The organism is Methylobacterium sp. HMF5984 (genome assembly GCF_045033435.1).
In the GTDB taxonomy this organism is placed as follows: Bacteria; Pseudomonadota; Alphaproteobacteria; order Rhizobiales; family Beijerinckiaceae; genus Methylobacterium.
In genome coordinates, this window is record NZ_JBJFLN010000001.1 from 2705160 (window position 1) to 2722374 (window position 17215).

The 17215-nt window shown below is 65.4% G+C and carries 18 protein-coding genes and 1 tRNA gene; 4 read left to right on the plus strand and 15 right to left on the minus strand.

Going from position 1 to position 17215, the window contains the following annotated elements:
- Nucleotides 1-775: 775 nt before the first annotated feature.
- Genes ACFZ8E_RS13140 through ACFZ8E_RS13150 form a run of 3 tightly spaced genes read right to left on the minus strand, consistent with a single transcriptional unit; the run spans nt 776 to nt 4650 of the window.
- The gene (locus tag ACFZ8E_RS13140; RefSeq protein WP_405042938.1) at nt 776-1882 is read right to left on the minus strand and encodes a phage baseplate assembly protein; all 1107 of its coding nucleotides are present in this window, start codon (nt 1880-1882) and stop codon (nt 776-778) included.
- A 1-nt stretch (nt 1883) separates the two neighbouring features.
- Nucleotides 1884-4016 (minus strand): hypothetical protein, encoded by a 2133-nt coding sequence (locus ACFZ8E_RS13145; RefSeq protein ID WP_405042939.1) that lies wholly within the window; start codon nt 4014-4016, stop codon nt 1884-1886.
- A complete protein-coding gene (locus tag ACFZ8E_RS13150; protein ID WP_405042940.1) occupies nt 4009-4650 on the minus strand; it encodes a hypothetical protein in 642 nt (213 codons plus the stop codon). Before ACFZ8E_RS13150 ends, ACFZ8E_RS13145 begins: the two co-directional genes overlap by 8 nt.
- A gap of 259 nt (nt 4651-4909) precedes the next feature.
- On the opposite strand from ACFZ8E_RS13150, the gene ACFZ8E_RS13155 reads away from it, so the two are divergent.
- The gene (locus ACFZ8E_RS13155; RefSeq protein ID WP_405044379.1) at nt 4910-5188 is read left to right on the plus strand and encodes a PilZ domain-containing protein; all 279 of its coding nucleotides are present in this window, start codon (nt 4910-4912) and stop codon (nt 5186-5188) included.
- On the opposite strand, the gene ACFZ8E_RS13160 is transcribed toward ACFZ8E_RS13155, so the two are convergent.
- The 5 genes from ACFZ8E_RS13160 to ACFZ8E_RS13180 all read right to left on the minus strand — a co-directional run bounded on the left by ACFZ8E_RS13160 (nt 5175) and on the right by ACFZ8E_RS13180 (nt 7268).
- Nucleotides 5175-5369, minus strand: coding sequence for a hypothetical protein (locus ACFZ8E_RS13160; protein ID WP_405042941.1), 195 nt, complete (start codon nt 5367-5369; stop codon nt 5175-5177). The genes ACFZ8E_RS13155 and ACFZ8E_RS13160 overlap by 14 nt on opposite strands.
- Nucleotides 5369-5719, minus strand: a complete 351-nt coding sequence (locus ACFZ8E_RS13165) for a hypothetical protein (RefSeq protein ID WP_405042942.1) — start codon at nt 5717-5719, stop codon at nt 5369-5371. The genes ACFZ8E_RS13160 and ACFZ8E_RS13165 overlap by 1 nt, the downstream gene beginning before the upstream one ends.
- 231 nt (nt 5720-5950) lie before the next feature.
- Entirely contained in the window at nt 5951-6223 is a 273-nt protein-coding gene (locus ACFZ8E_RS13170; protein ID WP_405042943.1) for a hypothetical protein, read from the minus strand.
- Nucleotides 6220-7041 carry a hypothetical protein gene (locus ACFZ8E_RS13175; protein ID WP_405042944.1) on the minus strand — a complete coding sequence of 274 codons (822 nt, stop codon included), beginning with the start codon at nt 7039-7041 and terminating at the stop codon, nt 6220-6222. Before ACFZ8E_RS13175 ends, ACFZ8E_RS13170 begins: the two co-directional genes overlap by 4 nt.
- Nucleotides 7041-7268, minus strand: a complete 228-nt coding sequence (locus ACFZ8E_RS13180; protein WP_405044380.1) for a CopG family transcriptional regulator — start codon at nt 7266-7268, stop codon at nt 7041-7043. The genes ACFZ8E_RS13175 and ACFZ8E_RS13180 overlap by 1 nt, the downstream gene beginning before the upstream one ends.
- A gap of 323 nt (nt 7269-7591) precedes the next feature.
- Between ACFZ8E_RS13180 and ACFZ8E_RS13185 the strand changes: the two genes are divergently transcribed.
- Nucleotides 7592-7861, plus strand: coding sequence for a DUF6894 family protein (locus ACFZ8E_RS13185; RefSeq protein ID WP_405042945.1), 270 nt, complete (start codon nt 7592-7594; stop codon nt 7859-7861).
- 47 nt (nt 7862-7908) lie between these two features.
- On the opposite strand, the gene ACFZ8E_RS13190 is transcribed toward ACFZ8E_RS13185, so the two are convergent.
- The 7 genes from ACFZ8E_RS13190 to ACFZ8E_RS13220 all read right to left on the minus strand — a co-directional run bounded on the left by ACFZ8E_RS13190 (nt 7909) and on the right by ACFZ8E_RS13220 (nt 13255).
- Nucleotides 7909-8634: a hypothetical protein gene (locus ACFZ8E_RS13190; protein WP_405042946.1), complete on the minus strand. Its 726-nt coding sequence runs from the start codon at nt 8632-8634 to the stop codon at nt 7909-7911.
- Entirely contained in the window at nt 8631-10394 is a 1764-nt protein-coding gene (locus ACFZ8E_RS13195) for a DUF3987 domain-containing protein (protein WP_405042947.1), read from the minus strand. Before ACFZ8E_RS13195 ends, ACFZ8E_RS13190 begins: the two co-directional genes overlap by 4 nt.
- A complete protein-coding gene (locus ACFZ8E_RS13200; RefSeq protein WP_405042948.1) occupies nt 10391-10684 on the minus strand; it encodes a hypothetical protein in 294 nt (97 codons plus the stop codon). Before ACFZ8E_RS13200 ends, ACFZ8E_RS13195 begins: the two co-directional genes overlap by 4 nt.
- A complete protein-coding gene (locus tag ACFZ8E_RS13205) occupies nt 10681-10884 on the minus strand; it encodes a hypothetical protein (protein ID WP_405042949.1) in 204 nt (67 codons plus the stop codon). The genes ACFZ8E_RS13200 and ACFZ8E_RS13205 overlap by 4 nt, the downstream gene beginning before the upstream one ends.
- 3 nt (nt 10885-10887) lie before the next feature.
- Nucleotides 10888-11115 carry an excisionase family DNA-binding protein gene (locus tag ACFZ8E_RS13210; RefSeq protein WP_405042950.1) on the minus strand — a complete coding sequence of 76 codons (228 nt, stop codon included), beginning with the start codon at nt 11113-11115 and terminating at the stop codon, nt 10888-10890.
- Nucleotides 11116-11841: 726 nt separating this feature from the next.
- A complete protein-coding gene (locus ACFZ8E_RS13215) occupies nt 11842-13020 on the minus strand; it encodes a tyrosine-type recombinase/integrase (RefSeq protein ID WP_405044381.1) in 1179 nt (392 codons plus the stop codon).
- 142 nt (nt 13021-13162) lie between these two features.
- Nucleotides 13163-13255, minus strand: a tRNA-Sec gene (locus ACFZ8E_RS13220).
- Between the two features lie 146 nt (nt 13256-13401).
- Between ACFZ8E_RS13220 and ACFZ8E_RS13225 the strand changes: the two genes are divergently transcribed.
- Nucleotides 13402-15753, plus strand: a complete 2352-nt coding sequence (locus tag ACFZ8E_RS13225; protein WP_147843073.1) for a PAS domain-containing sensor histidine kinase — start codon at nt 13402-13404, stop codon at nt 15751-15753.
- A complete protein-coding gene (locus ACFZ8E_RS13230) occupies nt 15750-17120 on the plus strand; it encodes a sigma-54 dependent transcriptional regulator (protein ID WP_147726345.1) in 1371 nt (456 codons plus the stop codon). Before ACFZ8E_RS13225 ends, ACFZ8E_RS13230 begins: the two co-directional genes overlap by 4 nt.
- The last annotated feature ends 95 nt before the right edge of the window (nt 17121-17215 follow it).

Consider the following 17215-nt stretch of genomic DNA (forward strand, 5'->3'; position numbering starts at 1 on the left):
AGGGACTACGTAAGTAGCAACGAAATTCGTTGCTGCACTGCGACGCGACGCCCCTCTCGGTGCTATATCGTCGACCGGAGCGCACCGCTTTCAACAGATTGCGAGCAGGGTCCGCCGCGCCCTTGCGCTGCTCCCAAGCCAGCGAGTCGGTCAGGTCGACCGTTGCTAAATGATGCGTGTCTCAAGGTGGCGCGGCCCACAGAGAGCTAAGCCTTCCGCTCACCTACCCGGGTTACCAGCGAGGATATCCAACCGGGCCGAGGCCCCTATAAGCCATCAACACACTTGGACTCATTGTTGCATGTTGCATCGCACTCGGATTTCTGTTCGGTGCGGGGCTTGAGAGCATGCTCGAATTGATGAGGCAAATGGCCGTCAGCATAGCGGAACTCGAAGCTATGGCGGATCGGCAAGCAGCACTCGCTGATAGTCTCAACACACATGATGCGGCGGATGCCATACGACGGGCTGCACAGCATCATCGGCTACAGGCTGACGAACTCCGTCTAGAACTCGCCTCCCTTGGCTCACACTGCGTTGCCGAGAACGTGCCGACGCCATCTGTCTGCCTCAGCTCGTTTGCTCGCTAAGGCCGCAAGGAGCTGCCGACCGCAAATGCGCCGGCCGCGCTCAGGCGTGATGTAACTGAGCCGCCGGCTCTCGCTGTTTTCGACCACCGTGCGAGTGGGTCAGAGCAACGCCTTCGCAGCGCACTCTGATGCTCAAATTGGAGTTGGGTGGCGAAGCACGTCAATCCCTTGCCACTTCTAAAGGATCAAGTTGGTGCATCCGGTTGCGCCTCGGTCGCCCCTGGCCGGTACCAACCGTCATCGGCTTTCGCATCTGGATTGCGGATTGCGAAGGCTCCCGCGTTCACCAGCTCGATCGTGGTCGTCGTGCCAGCCTCATTCTGACTGTAGACGTAGCCCCAGAGCTTCAACTCCATCTGCCCGCTCTCGGTCGGGAACAGCATGGGGGACTTCACCGACACCTTATCCGTCAGAGACCAGAGGGTGCCGTCCGGTTTGAGCCAGCCGGCGTAGGTTAGGGATACCCGCAGTCGAGACGACTCGATCGCTTGAGCATCCATGTTGGTGCGAAGCTGGACGCCCTTTGCGTCGGCTGGCATCTCTGCGAGGCCTTTGCGGACGATCCCGGGGATACCGCCCGAGAGCGTCGAGCCGGCCTGGATCTCCGCGGCCTTCTTCCCGAACAGGCTGTCCGAACCCGGCTGCTGGCTGTTGTAGATCGTCTTCGAGACGGCCGGCATCTGGATCGAGCACGCCGCCGCGAGGATGTTCTGGCCCTCTACGAAGGTCGCGGCCGTGCCGTCGGGCTTGGTGCCGGCGACCATCGTTCCATCAGCATCCGCTCGAAGCCAGAGCCCGCGCATATTACAGAGACGGGAGATCAGGCTGAAGGGCGACTCGCCGTACCGGACCATGACGTTGGGGAACGGTTCGTTCGCACCCTCTGGCGGGTTCTCCAGCCGGAACTTGATCCCGTATGGCTTCAGCACGCTGTTCGCGATGGCATTCAATCGATAGCCTCGGAACTGCCCCGTGCCGCTGTCGACCGAACCCTCGGCGGCAACACCCGCCTTCGAGTAACCGTCCACCTTCACGCCGTGCCGGTTTGCGTCGTAGCTCGCCTCCCGGTTCACGATGTAGCCCTCGCGGATCACCACCTGACCGGCGATGGTGACATCGACCCGATCGCCCGGCTTCAGGCGGAAGTTGGCCACCGCGTTCGGCTCGGCACAGATCAGGGAGAAGTTGCGCTGCCAGGCGGCATCGAAGGACTGTGCGATCACCACCTGCATCCAGTTGCGGTAGGTGCCGCCCGCGGTGCGGACCTCGCAGAAAAGTTCGGGTGCCGGCATCTCATACCCTTTCGCCAACCGGCATCTGCCGGGATTTCGAGATCGTCGTCTCGCGGAACAGGTCGCCCATGCTGGTGCGAGCACGCGTGCCGGGCGGGAAGCCTTGCAGGTCGATCGATAGCCGGTGTTCCTGCGGGGGCGCCTTCGCGACCGGAGCCTCGTCGCCATAGAGCCGGCGCATCATCTGATCGCCCGAGCGATCGCCGGAGCCAGGGACATCCCGCTGATTGGCATCGGCCACACGGTTACCGGGCATCGTGGACGCGGACGGGTCCACCTGCCGCATCAGTTCGACTGCGCGGGCTAACCGCGGGCCTCTAAGCGAGGCCCACTCTTGGCCAAGCCCGGTAGAGTTCGCGCCTCGCTGGCGAGCCAGTTCCGCGCCCATGCGGTCCTGCATCTTCTCGTCGAAGAGTTCGTCGCCCTTCAAGCCCATCTTGCGCATGAGACTGCGCATGGTGTTGCCAACGATCTGGTAGCGGCCGAGGGCTGAGGAGTTCGGGTTGCCAGGCTGACGCCGCATGTGATTGCCGAGGGCGCTGATCTCGTTCAGCGTCTTGCCGGTTAGGTTCTGCTCCTGGCCGCCGGGCAGATACCGTCCGTAGCCGAGGGATGTGTTGTAGCCGCCACCTGCGCGGTTCGCCGTCCCCTCAGACCGGGCGATATGGTCGAGGACATCCTTGTAGGCGCCGGGATTAGCCTCAATGACGGGGCCGCGCCCAAGCGGACCTGAAGGTATGTCCTGCATGGCTGGCGCACGGCCTGACCCAGTGCTACCGCGCATAATCGGCCGGTTGCTATCCCCGGCCCCGTACCCACTGCCCGACAACGGCGGCCCGAGATTGTTGACGCCAGCGAACCCGCCGCCGCCGCTTCCACCGGCACCGCCTCCGCCGAAGTTGGCCTTCTGGATCAAGCCACCGAGGCCACCTGTCACGCCGCCGTAGCTCTGCTGCTGAACGCTGGCGCCACCCTGCGTTCGCAGCTTCTCAAGCTCGTCGCCGACGCGACGAAGCTCCTCGGTCATCCGATCGCGCTTGCGAGCGTAGTCCGGGGCAGTAGGGTTCTGGTCGAGGAGCTTCATCTGCTGCTGGATCGAGGTCTGGCGGCCTTCAAGGTTGGGGCGACTGAGCGGCGCGGAGCCGCCGAGCAGCGGGACAAATTCCTTGTTCAGTGCCTGATCGCCGCGGCCGAAGTAGTCCTTCAGCTGCCCCCAGACGCGGACGATCGCCTCGAACTCTTCCTTTGTCGTCCGTGCAAACTTGCCGATCTCCGCAAGCTGGTCGGAGAACGCCTTCATCGCGTCCGGTGCCTGGAAGCGCTCGATTAGATCCTTCAACTCAACGAGCAGCGGGCTCAGCGCCTCATTGCGCAGTCCGGTCATGCTCTGCTGCAGCCGGCTTAAGCTGTCCTCGAAGCGCTTGGCGGCTTGCACCTGCGCCTCGGAGGTCTTGCCCTGCCGGCGCTCGATGTCGTCCATCATCTGCCGGTAGCGGCTGCCGACCTCGCCCGCGACGGCGCCGATCTGGTCGGTTCCGAACAGCTGCTCAGCCACCTTCCGGCGGGTGACCGGATCACCCATCTTGGTCAGCGCCTCCATCGCCGTGTCGAGGGCGGCCTTCATGTTCGGGGCAGAGACCAGCTTCTCAACGAGCTCGCCGAGGTTCATGGCCTGCAAGGCGCTGTAGCTGTCGCCGTAGCGCTTCCGCATCTGGCTCATCTCATCGGCGAACTTGCGGACGCCGCCGCCCATCGTCTCGGTCGAGACGCCGAACTGCTGACCCAGCGCACCGAAAGCCCGGAGGCGGTCGATCGCCAAGCCCGTCTCCCGGCTCATGATCGAAAGTTGCTGCGTGCCGGAGGAGAAATTGCGTAGCGCCGCCGTGATGCTGCCGAGCGACAGACTTGCGGCGAGGCTACCGGCTCCGAGTGCGGTGAGCGGGGCCTGCATGCCCTGAAGGGCGGCCTGCGATTTGCCGAGCACCCCATGGAAGGCGCCGAAGTCCTTCTGCATCTCACCGGCCACGGCCTTCGCTGACGTGCCCGTGCGCCGTAGGGCTGTCTCCAGCTTCCCGAGCGGGCCCGTGAACTGGTCGGTGACCTCTGCGACAAGGCGCAGGCGTTCGTCAGCCATAGGAGGCATCCTTCGGCGGGTCGAAGTTCGGGAGGGCGCAGAACCAGGCTTCCAGCGCCGGAAGGTCGAGCGGTTCGCCGGCAGCCATCGCTAGAGCCGGCCAATCGGCCTCGACGATCCCGTTGTGTTGCGAGTCTGCGATCTCGACGAGGCTCATGCCGTCGGGGATTGGTGAGCCGATGCTGGCTAGGAAGCGCTCGCCGATCTCGCCGGCATCGAGGCTCACGCCCACGTCGAGAGCGAAGGCCGTCTGGAGGGTGGCGCCGAACTCGATTGCGCGCCGAGCGGCACGGGCCCCGATCTCGCGGACGACCGTGCTGAGCGCGGCGATCACCACATCGGCGGCATCGGGCTGTGGCAGTGTCCCCAAATCTGGAGAGACCTGGCGCACGACCTCAGCGGCAACCGGACCCTTCGCCGTCCCGCCGCGATAGGCCACCGGCCGCTTGGTGAGCAGGTCGTCGGACGCCTCAACGTTGATTAGGCCATCGACCGTCATCACGAGGTGACCGCGCGCCTCCCACTTGTTCACCGTCGAGCGGTTCACCTTGTGACGCCGTGCGAACGCTGCCTTGGTTGCCGTTGTTGCCACTGCTGCCGTTGCCTGTTGCGTGTTGCGCGTTGCGAGTTGCATGGTTTTTGGCATTCGCACCTAGACAGAAGTGGAACTCGCGCTGACCCTCGACCCTCCGCGGGGCCTCAGAAGGACCCAGGCTAAAAATCTGCGTGATCTAAGAACTCTATAGGGTTGGTTTAGGCCGCTATTAATGAGCGCCCCCCCAAAGATCAGCAGCAGAATATCGAACCAAGCGCACTGCCTGATGCCTCTGCCCAACGATACGACGAAGGTTAAGGCGCCCGATAAGCGTGCGAACGGCGAGAGACGCACCACCATGCGGTTGGCCCACATCACTTTGTCCGATGGGGAGGTCATACACTGCGTCATCCGCGATCTATCCGTGTCGGGAGCGAAGCTTGCTGTTGCTCGTCGATATGCGCTGCCTGAACACTTCGATCTCAACATCTCCGGATCGGACCTGCCGTTCCCCATGCGACGGGTATGGAGGCGAGGCGACTTCGCTGGCGTCATGCTGGTCTGCGGTTCCGCAACGCCACGGGAACTCCCGAAGCCTGATGCGTCACCGTTGACGACAGAGGTCACCGCCGAATGAGATCCCCGCCGCGAGCCTTCACATCCTCTGCGGTCTCGTGGAGCGTGCCAGGGACGATCACGCGCTCGGCGGTGTTGCCCACGCCTCCGGCGTCACCGGGGTCGATAGGCGGGGACCAGATCACCGGTAGCGTCTCCGGCTCCTCAGCGGCGGCAGCCTGCGGGCTCTTCGCGCCGGCCATTACGCGACACTCGCGAAGGCGATGCGGTCGGTCGGACCGATCTCGATGGTGAAGGGCTGGATCAGGCCGATGTTGGAGAAGGTGAGCAGGTGGCGCGGTTCCTTGGACGGGTCCGGCGCTTTGCCCACCGAGCACCACAACGCGGGTTCGGAAAACGATGGCGTGACGAACGCTACGCAGGGGCCGTTAAGGCCGCCCGGCACCAAGGACTGCACGGTCGGGAGTGCGTTCGGATCGGTCGGCGTAGTGCCGGTGATCGTGAGCGTAGCGCTAGCCAGCGGCGCGGGGCCTCGATGCTGAGGCGTGGTGCCGGGCGGGTGGATCTCGACGCGAATGGTACCGGTGGTCATGAAGCTCTCCTGAAGCTCTGAGGGAGGAGACCGCAGCGAGGTGACCCCTCCGCCGCGATCTCCGATGATCCCGCTGGCTTGGAGAGCGGGCGGTCTTGCCGGCCTTGGTATTCATCGCTCTCGTGATCGTGGATCAGGCAATGAACAGGCTGGCTTGTCGCTGTTGGGCTGACCGGATCGCCCTCAATGGCGCGGCTGGAGGCCCTCGCGGGTCGGCCGCGCAATCTCGTGTCAGGCCACGCGGCGCCAGAGCGTCCCGTCGGCGGCGTGGCGCTGATCACCCACCTCGTAGGCGGTGAAAGCGGTGGCGCGAGGAACAGCGACGACCGTGCGCGCGTCGCTCGCGGGTGCCTGACGCTCAGTCGCGCGGACTGAGGCAGACCATGCCGCAAAGCGCTCGGCCTGCGTGGGCGTGCGTTCTGCCACTGCGGGAGCGCGGTCCTTGCCCAGCACGCGACGCCAGTGCGCCTGATTGGCCTCGGTGTTCTCTCGGGTAATGGTCATGCGCGGTATCCCGTGTTGGATCTGAGGGGCTGAGGAAGGCTGCGCCAGATCGGCGGGGCATCCCGACCGAGACCGGGCAACGTCACCCGATGCGAGAGCGGGACGTGGGGCTCGCCGGGTATGCTGGGCACTGAGACCTGGCGCTCGATCTCCTTGGCGACCCGATGCCGGAGATCGTTGCCGGCCATAATGCCGGCGGGTCCGCCGGTTCGGGCGTCGATCCAAACGAAGTCGCGCATGGTCTCGGTGCGCATCGGGATGGTCTCGGTGCCGTTGAACGGCTCACCCGGCGGTACCGGCTCTGCGCCGTCTGGCAGGGCTGCGTTGGCGTCGGCGATCCGGCCTTCCTGCTCGCGAAGCTGGCCGAGTACGCCAGCCAGTTCCTTCGCCAGGACGACGTACCGATCGGCGAGTTTGGCCGCCTCGGTGCTGGCCTTCATGCCGGCCTTGCGCAGGCCTTTTCGACGGGTCTGCTCGGCGTCTTTGTCGGAGCGAGCCCTGGCCTCGGCGATGACCGCCGCCGCGTGCTGCATCTCGGCTGCATCGATCCGGATCTTGGCCACGGCAATGCGCTGGTCGAGATTGGCCACGTCGTCAGCGGTGCCGGTCAACATCAGGTCGGCGCGGCTAGCCTCAAGCGCGGTGCGTTCGGCGACAGCAGCGTCACGATCGGCCGCAATCTCAGCCGAGGTGCGCGGAGCGAGACGAGCGGCATCAGCTGCTACGGGATCGCGCCGCGGCAGCCCGAGCGTGACGCGGGGATGCACGGTGCGAGTCTCGCGCACGTTCACCGTGGGAAGAGTGATGCCGGCGCTCATCAGGCAGCCTGCCGCATCGCGGGGGCAGACGGAGCGGGGCCGGGACCGTCGTCGGTGCTGGTCGGGCTGAGGCGAACACCGTGTGCGGTGAGCTGAGCCCGGACAGACTGACGGACGAACTCCGACATGGTCTGACCGCGCTGGCGCGCAGCGGTATCGACGGCATCGGCGAGTTCGGTCTCGACCTTGAGACGAAGCGTGCTGGGACGAGGAATTGCGGTAGGCATCGGGGCACCACGGCATTGCGATTGCGTGAGCACCACAGTGTTCGCTTAATTCTGATCAGGCAATACTGGAGGTATTATCATTTCATTGGATCCGTATCGAATGGTAGTCCGCTGTTATGCGCTGTTGTTCTTAGTTATACATCTTCCTAACGCGGTGCGACAATTTGACGTATCATAGCGCTCACCACAAAGCATTTTAGCGCGCTCTACATGCCCAATAGCACGGCGGAGCTGGGCTAGCTTAATCGGGTACAAGTACCCCTTGAAACTTAGCGGATCCCAGTTGCGTAGCGCGCCTGACGAAGGACGCTCAGGAGCAGCACGTGGCCCGGTACTTCTTCGACTTTCACGATGGCGAGATGCACCGCGATCCAGTTGGGCAAGAGTGCGAAGGACCAGATGAGGTTCGCTCGGAGGCGATGCACGCCCTCCCAGCTATCGCTAAAGAAAAGGTGCCGAAGGACGGCAACAAGCAGGCCTACACCATCCTCGTTCGCAACGAGAGGAACGTTACCGTCTACACCGCGACCCTGACGTTCGCGGGGATCTGGTTGGGCGAGAATGAGCCGCCTATTGAGGAACAGGCCGATTGAGCCGCAATATGCCGTCCCGGTTCGGCTCCCGATCTGGGCGATGTCGGTCATGGCTGTCGCGCCTTCGCTAGCGCTTCTCGGAGCGTCCACGGATCGCATTTGCCAAGCAATTCGTAGACAGCTGCATAGCTCTCATCATCCAGCCGAGGCGCGAGGATCTCAGCCAGCGCGTTCGTCGCCTCCGTCTTACGCACCATTCGCTCGTCCTGCGCCTGCCGCCATTTCTCGGCGTGACGGCGATCGCGGGCAGTAGCGTCTCGCTTCGCCTTCGCCTGGCGCCTCTTCTCCTCGGGCGTCAGTTTGGCTTGCTCCGCTTCCTTGCGGGCTTGGTAGAGGCGCGCATCGATTTGCCGAGGCGTGATAGCCTCACCCGCTTCTAGCCGGCTGACGATCTCTTCACGGACCGGAGCCGGTGTTGAGGATGCGGCCAACCGATAGAGAGCGGTCGGGGGCAAATGCGAAACGATTTCGCTTATGTGCCCGAGCTGGACGGCCGCCTGCATCATGTATTGCGCAGACCGAGCCGTCATCCGCATCTCGGCCTCGACCCATTGCACGAAGAGGCCGCGCTCCAGGCGCTCCTTCACGCCGAGCAGATCGCGGCCGGTATCGATCACATAGGCTTTCACCCGGCCGCGGTAGCGATCCACCACGGCCTTGGCATCTAGCGCCGCGGCATCGTCCAATTGCTCGTAGTCAAAGCCGAGTGCGACAGGGGCCTCAAATGGAGCGGAAATCTCGGGCAAATGGGAAGATTGGTTCTGACCGCTCATCTGCTGCCTCCCGCTCTGTTTTGGGCTCCACTCCCCACGGCCGAAAATATCTTACCCCCCTGTGCCGTTTGTGCCTTTGGCGCCAATAGCTCTGTTTTTGGCGCTATTGGCGCCAATGACACTACCGGCACAGGGGTCCCCATCTTTCTACGGATGGGGGTTTCGGCAAAAGGGCGGTCGGCAATCACCTCCGGGTGGACCTCGTAGTTCTGTGCCTTGCGCCCCTTGCGCTCGCCAGCACGGGCGAAGCGCTGCCGGATGAGGTTGGCCTCCAGAAGCTGCTTGCAGGCCGCCTCCATGTCAGCGGCGTCCCGCAACATGCCGCCGACCTGACGCCGGACATCCCGCGCGTTGAACTCGCCGATCCGGTTCTGCCGCAGGTGCCGGGCGAGCAGCATGCCGCGCCGCTCGACGACTGGGATCGACGCGTCGCCGAACACGCGCTCGGCCATCGGCAGGAAGTAGGCGTTCAGGAGATCAGCAGCGGCGGTGACGGCATCCGGGGAGATCTCTCTCGGCTCCGCTACGCTCGGCGCTCCGCCGCACCACCATAAGTGCTCCAGGACAGCCGAAAGCCGGAGCGCGTGTCCGCGCGCCTTGCCGAGCGTACCGGCGAGCAGTCCGCTGGCCTCATGGCAGCGCTCGACCATGTCGCGGGCGAACGCCTCCAGGCGATCCTCCGCTTCCGGTGTCAGTCGCAGCTTCACCGGCTCCGGCTGACCAAACTCGTCGATGCCTTGGGCAAGATCGGTGAGCCGCGCGAAGGCTGACTGCATCGGCCCGTCGTCCTGAACGCCGCGCGCAAGCGTGAACTCGGGCTTGGTGTCCGGCCATGCCCAGAGCAGGCGCGAGGCCAGGCCGTCGTCGGGGCCGTTGAGGATCATCTCCAACTTATCAGGCTGGACACCGCCGAGCACGCCGATGCTGAGGTGCCGGATATGAAGCGGCTCCGGGTTCTTCATTCGGTCGACGACGTAGGACCGGCCACCGTACGACTCGATTGCGAAGGCGCGATCGGACCCGCCGCCACCGTACTTATCGAAAGCGCCGAGCCAGCCAGCCAACTCGTCGCGCACGAGGAGCAGGCCGCGCGGTAGGCCCGCTGCCAATGCGCCCAGCGCCTCGACGGTGGCGTCGGCTACGCGGATGCGAGGCCGAACCGGCGCCGGCGGTTCGCGGGCATTGTCCGGCATCGGCGGCACGTCCGCATCGCCGCTCTTCACGGCGTTTTTGACCTCGATCTTCCAAGCCTCGACCCGTGCGTCGCAGGCTTGCTTCAGGGTCGCATATTCCTGCTGCACCTCTTCGAAGCCGTAGGCCATGCGGTCCTCGGCGAAGCGCACCAGCGTGAAGGCCGCGTCCATGCTGGGAGACTTTGACGAGGACGGCGGCCCAACCTCAGCGCACCACAAGACGGGCGGCTCAGCCCACGCGGCGCCGGCCTGGGGCCAGCGCACGTTGGCGATCGTCGCGCCGACGCTCGCGAGCAGCGCCACCGCAACGTAGTCCGGCGGCGCCGATGCGCTCCGAGCCTTGCGCTCGCACCATCCGGCCCACGGTCCAAGAAGATGGAGCGGGAAGGCCGGAGCGGGGCGGCGTCCGGTCCCGAGCAGGCTGAGATCCGGCTCGCCCCACGAACCATACCCCCCTGTGCCGGTAGTGCCGATAGTGCCGGTTGCGCTCGAATGGGGATCTTTCTGGTAGTCGTCGGCCGGGAAGCCGAGGCGATCGATCTCTTCGGCGAAGTGGTTCGACCTCATGGCCGCACCTCCATTTCAGGGTGAGGCTGAGCGGCAGGCTGAGGCTGCCGCCGTTTGCGATCGCGTTCGACCTGCTCGGTCAGATCGCCGAGCAGGTTGAGGGCAGTACGGAACTCGGCAGCCGCGCAGCGGAGTGTGTAGCGAAAGCCGGCATCGTCACGCAGTAAGGCGTAATCCGCCACGATGTTCGAGCGCATGCCGACAGCTGCCATCAGCGCAGCGATCTCGGCCCGAAGCCGGTCCGGATCGCCATAGGCGAAGTCGTCGGGATTGAGAGGGGGGGCGCTCATGCGCGCCTCCCGTCAGTCTGCCCAAAGGCAAGGTCGGCCACAGCCGCCGCGAGTGCGGGGCTGAAGGCGAAGCGCGAAAGGATGCGCGAAGTCTGGATTTTGCGGGTATCGAGTGCTATCTGGAAATCGTCAGCCGCCAAGCAGACATTTTCCAGAGCCCTCGCCGTGCCCGCGGCGGGGGTTCTGTTGTTATAGGCCATGCGCTATGCGGCCTCCTGCTCAAGAGAGGCGAGGTACCCGCGCAGGCTGTCGGCCGGGATGAGGGTGCGCGAGCCCACCTTGATCGCGCGGAGCTTCCTCTCGGCGATCAGCGCGTAGATGGTCGTCCGGCCCAGTCCGGTGACGTACAGCGCCTGGGGTACCGTGTAGGCAAGCTTCTCCGGCGACGCGCGCAGGTCTCCCTGCGGCGCCTGAACTGTGTGAAGACTCATGACTGCTGTCCTTTCGAGTCCGCCGGAACGTCAGCGGATGATCAGAACCTGACGCGTCTGAAGCGCCCGAAAAAGGCCGCCCAATATTTTCATTTTGGGCGAGGTTCTGGGCGTTTCCTCTGCTCGACGCTCAGGACCAAACCCTTCAAGCGCGACCGGAAGCTATTGATAATAGTCTTTGAAGTAGCAGACGGCCCTTTGCCGCAATAAGCATCGTTGTACCATTTCTCCAGAACATCCCCCCACTCTTTTAATGTTTTGTATCGTTCACCCTCTAACGCACGCCTCTCTATCTCCGCCCCAATAAAGTCCCTGCCGGATGGTCTGCCCACCAACCCCGTCCTATTGATTTCCATTTGCTCAGAGGTGAGTCGATCCGGAATATTAGGAAAAAATCTCTTAAGTGCATTACGAGAGAGTATTATTTGAAAATACTCCGTTAGATAAAAATTTATGGCAGGTAATTCGGGCTTTGAACGGTAGAAGCCTCTTGGCAAGATACCTCTTGAATGAACCCAATCGTACGAGATAGGGCTTTCATCCAGCGGCCATTCTTTGCTTGTAACTACCGAAATTTCATTCTGAAGCTTTCCATTCACGAAGGCCCTTTTACTTACGCAAGGCAGCGAGCCGTTCCATAGCAGTGGAACAAGCAGTCTTTGGACGAGCAATTCATCTTTCTCTACGAACAGCAGAAGGTGGTAAGCTTCCGAAAGATCTATTCGGTCATCCGACACAATACACCGCCCATGTTCGCATAAGCTCTTGCCGTTTTTCGAATAGATCACCCCGCCGGTATGCCCGCTCGACCTTGGACTCGACGGTATGCGCCAAGGCCATCTCAACGACCTCGGACGGGAAGTGCGTCGTCTCGGAAGCCCAATCGCGGAACGACGACCGGAAGCCGTGCACGGTCAGGTCGCTGCGCTCCATTCGTCGGAGCAGCACAAGCATCGCCATGTTGGACAGCGGTTTGCCGCGCCGGCCGCCGGGGAACACGAATGTCTCGTCGAGACCGCGCATCTGCGCCAGGACGACCAAGGCTGCAGCCGACAGCGGCACGCGGTGTTCCGTGCCGCCCTTCATCCGCTCCGCCGGCACAATCCAAACTCCGGCCTCTATGTCGATCTCGGACCAGCGAGCGCCGAGTGCTTCACCTGTGCGGGCTGCCGTCAGGATCGTGAATGCCATCAGCTTGGAGGCGATGCCGGGCTGACATTCCAGCAGCTGCATGAATGCCGGCACCTCGACGAAGGGGAGGGCGGCGTGGTGCGAGACACGCTGGATCTTCGCACGCCGTGGGAGAAGGTTCTGAAGGTGCCCGCGCCAACGGGCCGGGTTTTCGCCCACTCGAAATCCCCGAGCCTTCGCCCAGTCGAGAATGGACTCGATCCGGCCGCGGACTCGCACAGCGGTTTCGGGCTTCGTGGTCCAGATCGGCTCGATCGCCTTGGTCACGAGCGCAGTGTCGATCGCCTGAACCGACCGATCGCCAAACACCGGATAGACGTAGGCTTCGAGCGTCGCGGCCCACTGCGCGCCGTGCTTGGCGTTGCGCCAGCCAGCCTTATGCGCCTCGATGTACGCCTCTCCGCACTGCCGGAAAGTCATAGCGCGAGCCGCCTCAATGTCGGCCTCGCGACGCTGCTGCTGCCTAGCTTCGATCGGGTCGACGTTGTCGAAGCAGAGCTTGCGGCAGACTAGGGCTTTGTGACGCGCCTCGACGAGGGAAAATGTGTTCGCAGATCCGAGGCCCATCTCACGCGATTTGCCGCGCAGGGTGTACCGAAAGACCCAGCTTTTCCCGCCCTTGCCAGACACCTGGAGCCACAGCCCGCCGCCGTCTCCATACAGTCCGGGAGTTTTCAGGCGGGCAACGGCGAGGGCGGTGAGCTTGCCTTGCATGGTATTCGCATCCACGACGCTATCCACATCGTAGGCGTGAATTTGGGAGAACGCCAGCGGCTGCTGACGAACGGCTGGATCTGATAAATGCTTGTTTTTCCGGAGGTTAGCGACCGGCAGCGAATGGCTGCGAATGGGTCGTTGGCGGAAGCGGATGGGAATCGAACCCACCGTACGCTTTGGGCGTACCACTGGTTTTGAAGACCAGGAGGGCCACCAGACCCCGTTCGCCTCCGCCGACCGGGATAGCATCGTCCGGTCCGGGGTCCAAGCGGGCGCGGAGGCCGAAGCGTCGCAGCCGGAGCGCCGGGCCCGCGGCGCGACCGGGCGAATGCCCGATTCGTAATAATTTCGCCACACTGTGGTGGCTCTGCATCAGCCATGCCGTTTCTGCGATCCAGGACTTCGGAGGCCCCGTCGGCGAGGCCCGACGAGGGCGGTGCCTCCGTCCCCGACGCGCTGCGGGCGGGGCCGCGCGGGCCCGGCTGGATCGGCGCCGGGGTGGTCGTCACCGCCCTGATCTCGGCGATCGCCACCTTCCTGGTGCTGGCCGGCGTCATCCGCGTGACGCCGACGCCGACGATCGGCGTCACCCTGCTCGCCATCAACGTCGCCCTGGTGCTCGGGCTCGCGGTGATCATCGCCTGGGAGGCGCGGGTCTTCCTGCATGCGCGGCGCGCCAACGCGGCGGTGGCCCGGCTCCACACCCGCATCGTCGGCCTGTTCTCGCTGATCGCGATCCTGCCGACCTGCCTGCTGGCCGTCGTCGCCTCGGTGACGATCGACCGCGGCCTCTCCCTCGGCTTCACCGACCGGGTCCGCGACGTGGTGCTGAAATCCGTCGAGGTGGCCGACGCCTACCAGGAGAACCAGTGCCAGTCGCTGGCGCGCGAGATCCGCATCCTCAACGACGACCTGACGCGGGCGCGGCCGAACTTCGACGTCAACCGCGACTGGTTCGAGGGCTTCCTCACCACCCGCGCGACCAATCTCGGCCTCCCGGTCGCCCAGATCATGCGCGGGCCGAACGAGGTGGTGGCGCGCGCCAAGATCGACGTGCTCAAGACGACGCGCCTGCCCTCGGCTGCCGCCTTCGAGGACGCCGCCAAGTCCAGCGACCCGATCTGCCTGCTGCCGACCGAGGGCCGCGTCTTCGCGGCGATGTTCCGGATGCCGGCCTACGACGACGCGGTGCTGCTGGTGCAGCGCGAGGTCAACCAGCTCGCCATCGACTTCCCCGGCGTGTCGCGCGCGGCGGCGGCCGAGTACCTCACCTATGATTCGCTGCGCACCTCGATCCAGGTGACCTTCGCCTCGATCTTCGTGCTGATCGCGCTGATCGCGCTGCTCTCGGCGGTGTGGTTCGGGATGAACTTCGCCAACCGCTTCGTCGCCCCGATCCGCCGCCTGATCAACGCCGCCGACCAGGTCGCCTCGGGCAACTTCTACGCTCAAGTTCCGGCGCGGAAGACCGACGGCGACCTCGCCCATCTCGGCGAGAGCTTCAACAAGATGACGCAGGAGCTGCGCCGTCAGCATGCCGGGCTGACCGCGGCGAGCGACCTGATCGACCGCCGCCGGCGCTTCACCGAGGCCGTGCTGTCGGGGGTCTCGCCCGGCGTCGTCGGCGTCGATGCCGCTGGCTTCGTCACCATCGCGAACCCGGCCGCCGAGCGGATGCTCGATCTCGCCGACGGCGCGCTCGTCGGCCAGCGCCTGTCCGATGCGGTGCCGGAGCTCGCCCCGCTCCTGCCCGGCGCCGAGGGGCGCCAGCGCGCGCAGGCGCACCAGATCCAGCTCACGCGGGGCGGGCGCGAGCGCACCATCGCGGTGCGGGTCACCAGCGAGCAGGCGCAGGGCGGCGCACGCGGCTTCGTGGTGACGGCCGACGACATCACCGACCTCGTCTCGGCCCAGCGCACCTCCGCCTGGGCGGACGTCGCGCGCCGCATCGCCCACGAGATCAAGAACCCGCTGACCCCGATCCAGCTCTCGGCCGAGCGCATCCGGCGCAAGTACGGCAAGGTCATCACCGCCGACAAGGAGGTGTTCGACCAGTGCACCGCGACGATCATCCGCCAGGTCGACGAGATCAAGCGCATGGTCGACGAGTTCTCCTCCTTCGCCCGGATGCCCAAGCCCGCGATCGCCGAGAACGACCTCACCGAGATCGCCAAGCAGAACCTGTTCATGATGCGGGTGGCGCACCCCGACATCGACTTCGCCTTCACCGCGCACGGCCTCGGCGGCACCGGCACGGCGGAGGCCGAGAAGATCACCGCGGCCTTCGACATCCGCCTGCTGAGCCAGGTGATCACCAACATCCTCAAGAACGCCGTCGAGGCGGTGGCCGAGGTGCCGGAGGCCGAGCTCGGCAAGGGCAAGATCGGCTTGAGCCTCACCGTCGAGGAGGGCTTCGCCACGATCGCGGTGACCGACAACGGCAAGGGATTTCCCGTCGAGGGGCGCCAGCGCCTGCTGGAGCCCTACATGACGACCCGCGAGGGCGGCACCGGCCTCGGGCTGGCGATCGTGAGCAAGGTGCTGGAAGAGCACGGCGGCGGGATCGAGCTGAACGACAACCCCGCCGGCCGCGGCGGCCAGGTGCGCATGCGCGTGCCCCGCGCGCTGTCGCCCGCGGACGACGCGGTCGCGGGCCCGGCCCGCCCCAACCCTGACGAGAAGGGCGCCGCGACGACGGCCCCCCGAGAGATTGCGGAGATGCAGCCATGAGCGCCGATATCCTGGTGGTCGACGACGAGGCCGACATCCGCGACCTGGTCGCCGGCATCCTCGACGACGAAGGCCACCGCTCGCGCACCGCGGGCAGCTCCGACGAGGCGCTCGCCGCGATCGAGGCGCGCCGCCCCCACCTCGTCTTCCTCGACATCTGGCTGCAGGGCTCGCGCCTCGACGGCCTGCAGGTGCTCGACCTGATCAAGGCGTCCCACCCGGACCTGCCGGTGGTGATGATCTCGGGCCACGGCAACATCGAGACCGCGGTCTCGGCGATCAAGGCGGGCGCCTACGACTTCATCGAGAAGCCGTTCAAGGCCGACCGGCTGATCCTGGTGGCCGAGCGCGCGCTCGAGGCCTCGCGCCTGCGGCGCGAGGTCCGCGACCTCACCGCGCGCTCCGGCACCGCCAACCGCATCGTCGGCGGCTCGGTGGCGATCAACCAGCTGCGCCAAACGCTGGACCGCGTCGCCCCGACCAACGCCCGGGTGATGATCACCGGGGCGCTGGGCTCCGGCAAGGAGCTCGCCGCGCGCGGCCTGCACAAGGCCTCGGCCCGGGCGAGCGGGCCGTTCGTGCTGCTCAACGCGGCCGCGATCCTGCCGGAGACGATGGAATCGGAGCTGTTCGGGGTCGAGGCCGGCGGCGAGCAGGGGAGGCGGGTCGGCGCGCTGGAGGAGGCGCATGGCGGCACCCTCTACCTCGACGAGGTCGCCGACATGCCGCGGGAGACGCAAGGCCGGATCCTGCGCGTCCTCGTCGACCAGAACTTCCAGCGCGTCGGCGGCACCACCCGCGTCCACGTCGACGTCCGCATCATCTCATCCTCCTCCCGCGACCTCGCCGAGGAGATCGCCGCCGGGCGCTTCCGCGAGGACCTGTTCCACCGGCTCTCGGTGGTGCCGATCCGCGTGCCCTCGCTCTCGGAGCGCCGCGAGGACGTGCCGGAGCTGATCCAGTTCTTCATGGACAACATCTCGGCCCAGACCGGGCTGCCGCGCCGGGTCATCGGGCAGGACGCGATGGCGGTGCTGCAGTCGCACAACTGGCCGGGCAACGTGCGCCAGCTCAAGAACAACGTCGAGCGGCTGATGATCCTGACGCAGGCCGACCCGGACCAGGAGATCACCTCGGAGATGCTGCCCTCCGAGATCGGCGCCCTGGTGCCGACGACCCCGAACGGCGCCGGCGGCGAGAAGCTGATGAGCCTGGCGCTGCGCGAGGCGCGCGAGATCTTCGAGCGCGAATACCTCGTGGCGCAGATCGCCCGCTTCTCGGGAAACATTTCCCGGACCGCCGAATTCATCGGCATGGAGCGCTCGGCCCTGCACCGCAAGCTGAAGTCCCTGGGGATCGGCCCCTGAGCGCCTTGCGGGCGGATGACGGAAGCGGTGAGAAGCAACCCCCGTTCGTCGCGTGCGGAGCCGGTTCGGGTCTTGCATCGGCGCCGGAATTGAAC

What these genes read in the sequence shown, in the direction of transcription:
- ACFZ8E_RS13140 (WP_405042938.1), bottom strand. Translation starts at nt 1,882, where the DNA reads ATGCCGGCACCCGAACTTTTCTGCGAGGTCCGCACCGCGGGCGGCACC.
- ACFZ8E_RS13145 (WP_405042939.1), bottom strand. Translation starts at nt 4,016, where the DNA reads ATGGCTGACGAACGCCTGCGCCTTGTCGCAGAGGTCACCGACCAGTTC.
- ACFZ8E_RS13150 (WP_405042940.1), bottom strand. Translation starts at nt 4,650, where the DNA reads ATGCAACTCGCAACGCGCAACACGCAACAGGCAACGGCAGCAGTGGCA.
- ACFZ8E_RS13155 (WP_405044379.1), top strand. Translation starts at nt 4,910, where the DNA reads ATGCGGTTGGCCCACATCACTTTGTCCGATGGGGAGGTCATACACTGC.
- ACFZ8E_RS13160 (WP_405042941.1), bottom strand. Translation starts at nt 5,369, where the DNA reads ATGGCCGGCGCGAAGAGCCCGCAGGCTGCCGCCGCTGAGGAGCCGGAG.
- ACFZ8E_RS13165 (WP_405042942.1), bottom strand. Translation starts at nt 5,719, where the DNA reads ATGACCACCGGTACCATTCGCGTCGAGATCCACCCGCCCGGCACCACG.
- ACFZ8E_RS13170 (WP_405042943.1), bottom strand. Translation starts at nt 6,223, where the DNA reads ATGACCATTACCCGAGAGAACACCGAGGCCAATCAGGCGCACTGGCGT.
- ACFZ8E_RS13175 (WP_405042944.1), bottom strand. Translation starts at nt 7,041, where the DNA reads ATGAGCGCCGGCATCACTCTTCCCACGGTGAACGTGCGCGAGACTCGC.
- ACFZ8E_RS13180 (WP_405044380.1), bottom strand. Translation starts at nt 7,268, where the DNA reads ATGCCTACCGCAATTCCTCGTCCCAGCACGCTTCGTCTCAAGGTCGAG.
- ACFZ8E_RS13190 (WP_405042946.1), bottom strand. Translation starts at nt 8,634, where the DNA reads ATGAGCGGTCAGAACCAATCTTCCCATTTGCCCGAGATTTCCGCTCCA.
- ACFZ8E_RS13195 (WP_405042947.1), bottom strand. Translation starts at nt 10,394, where the DNA reads ATGAGGTCGAACCACTTCGCCGAAGAGATCGATCGCCTCGGCTTCCCG.
- ACFZ8E_RS13200 (WP_405042948.1), bottom strand. Translation starts at nt 10,684, where the DNA reads ATGAGCGCCCCCCCTCTCAATCCCGACGACTTCGCCTATGGCGATCCG.
- ACFZ8E_RS13205 (WP_405042949.1), bottom strand. Translation starts at nt 10,884, where the DNA reads ATGGCCTATAACAACAGAACCCCCGCCGCGGGCACGGCGAGGGCTCTG.
- ACFZ8E_RS13210 (WP_405042950.1), bottom strand. Translation starts at nt 11,115, where the DNA reads ATGAGTCTTCACACAGTTCAGGCGCCGCAGGGAGACCTGCGCGCGTCG.
- ACFZ8E_RS13215 (WP_405044381.1), bottom strand. Translation starts at nt 13,020, where the DNA reads ATGCAAGGCAAGCTCACCGCCCTCGCCGTTGCCCGCCTGAAAACTCCC.
- ACFZ8E_RS13225 (WP_147843073.1), top strand. Translation starts at nt 13,402, where the DNA reads ATGCCGTTTCTGCGATCCAGGACTTCGGAGGCCCCGTCGGCGAGGCCC.
- ACFZ8E_RS13230 (WP_147726345.1), top strand. Translation starts at nt 15,750, where the DNA reads ATGAGCGCCGATATCCTGGTGGTCGACGACGAGGCCGACATCCGCGAC.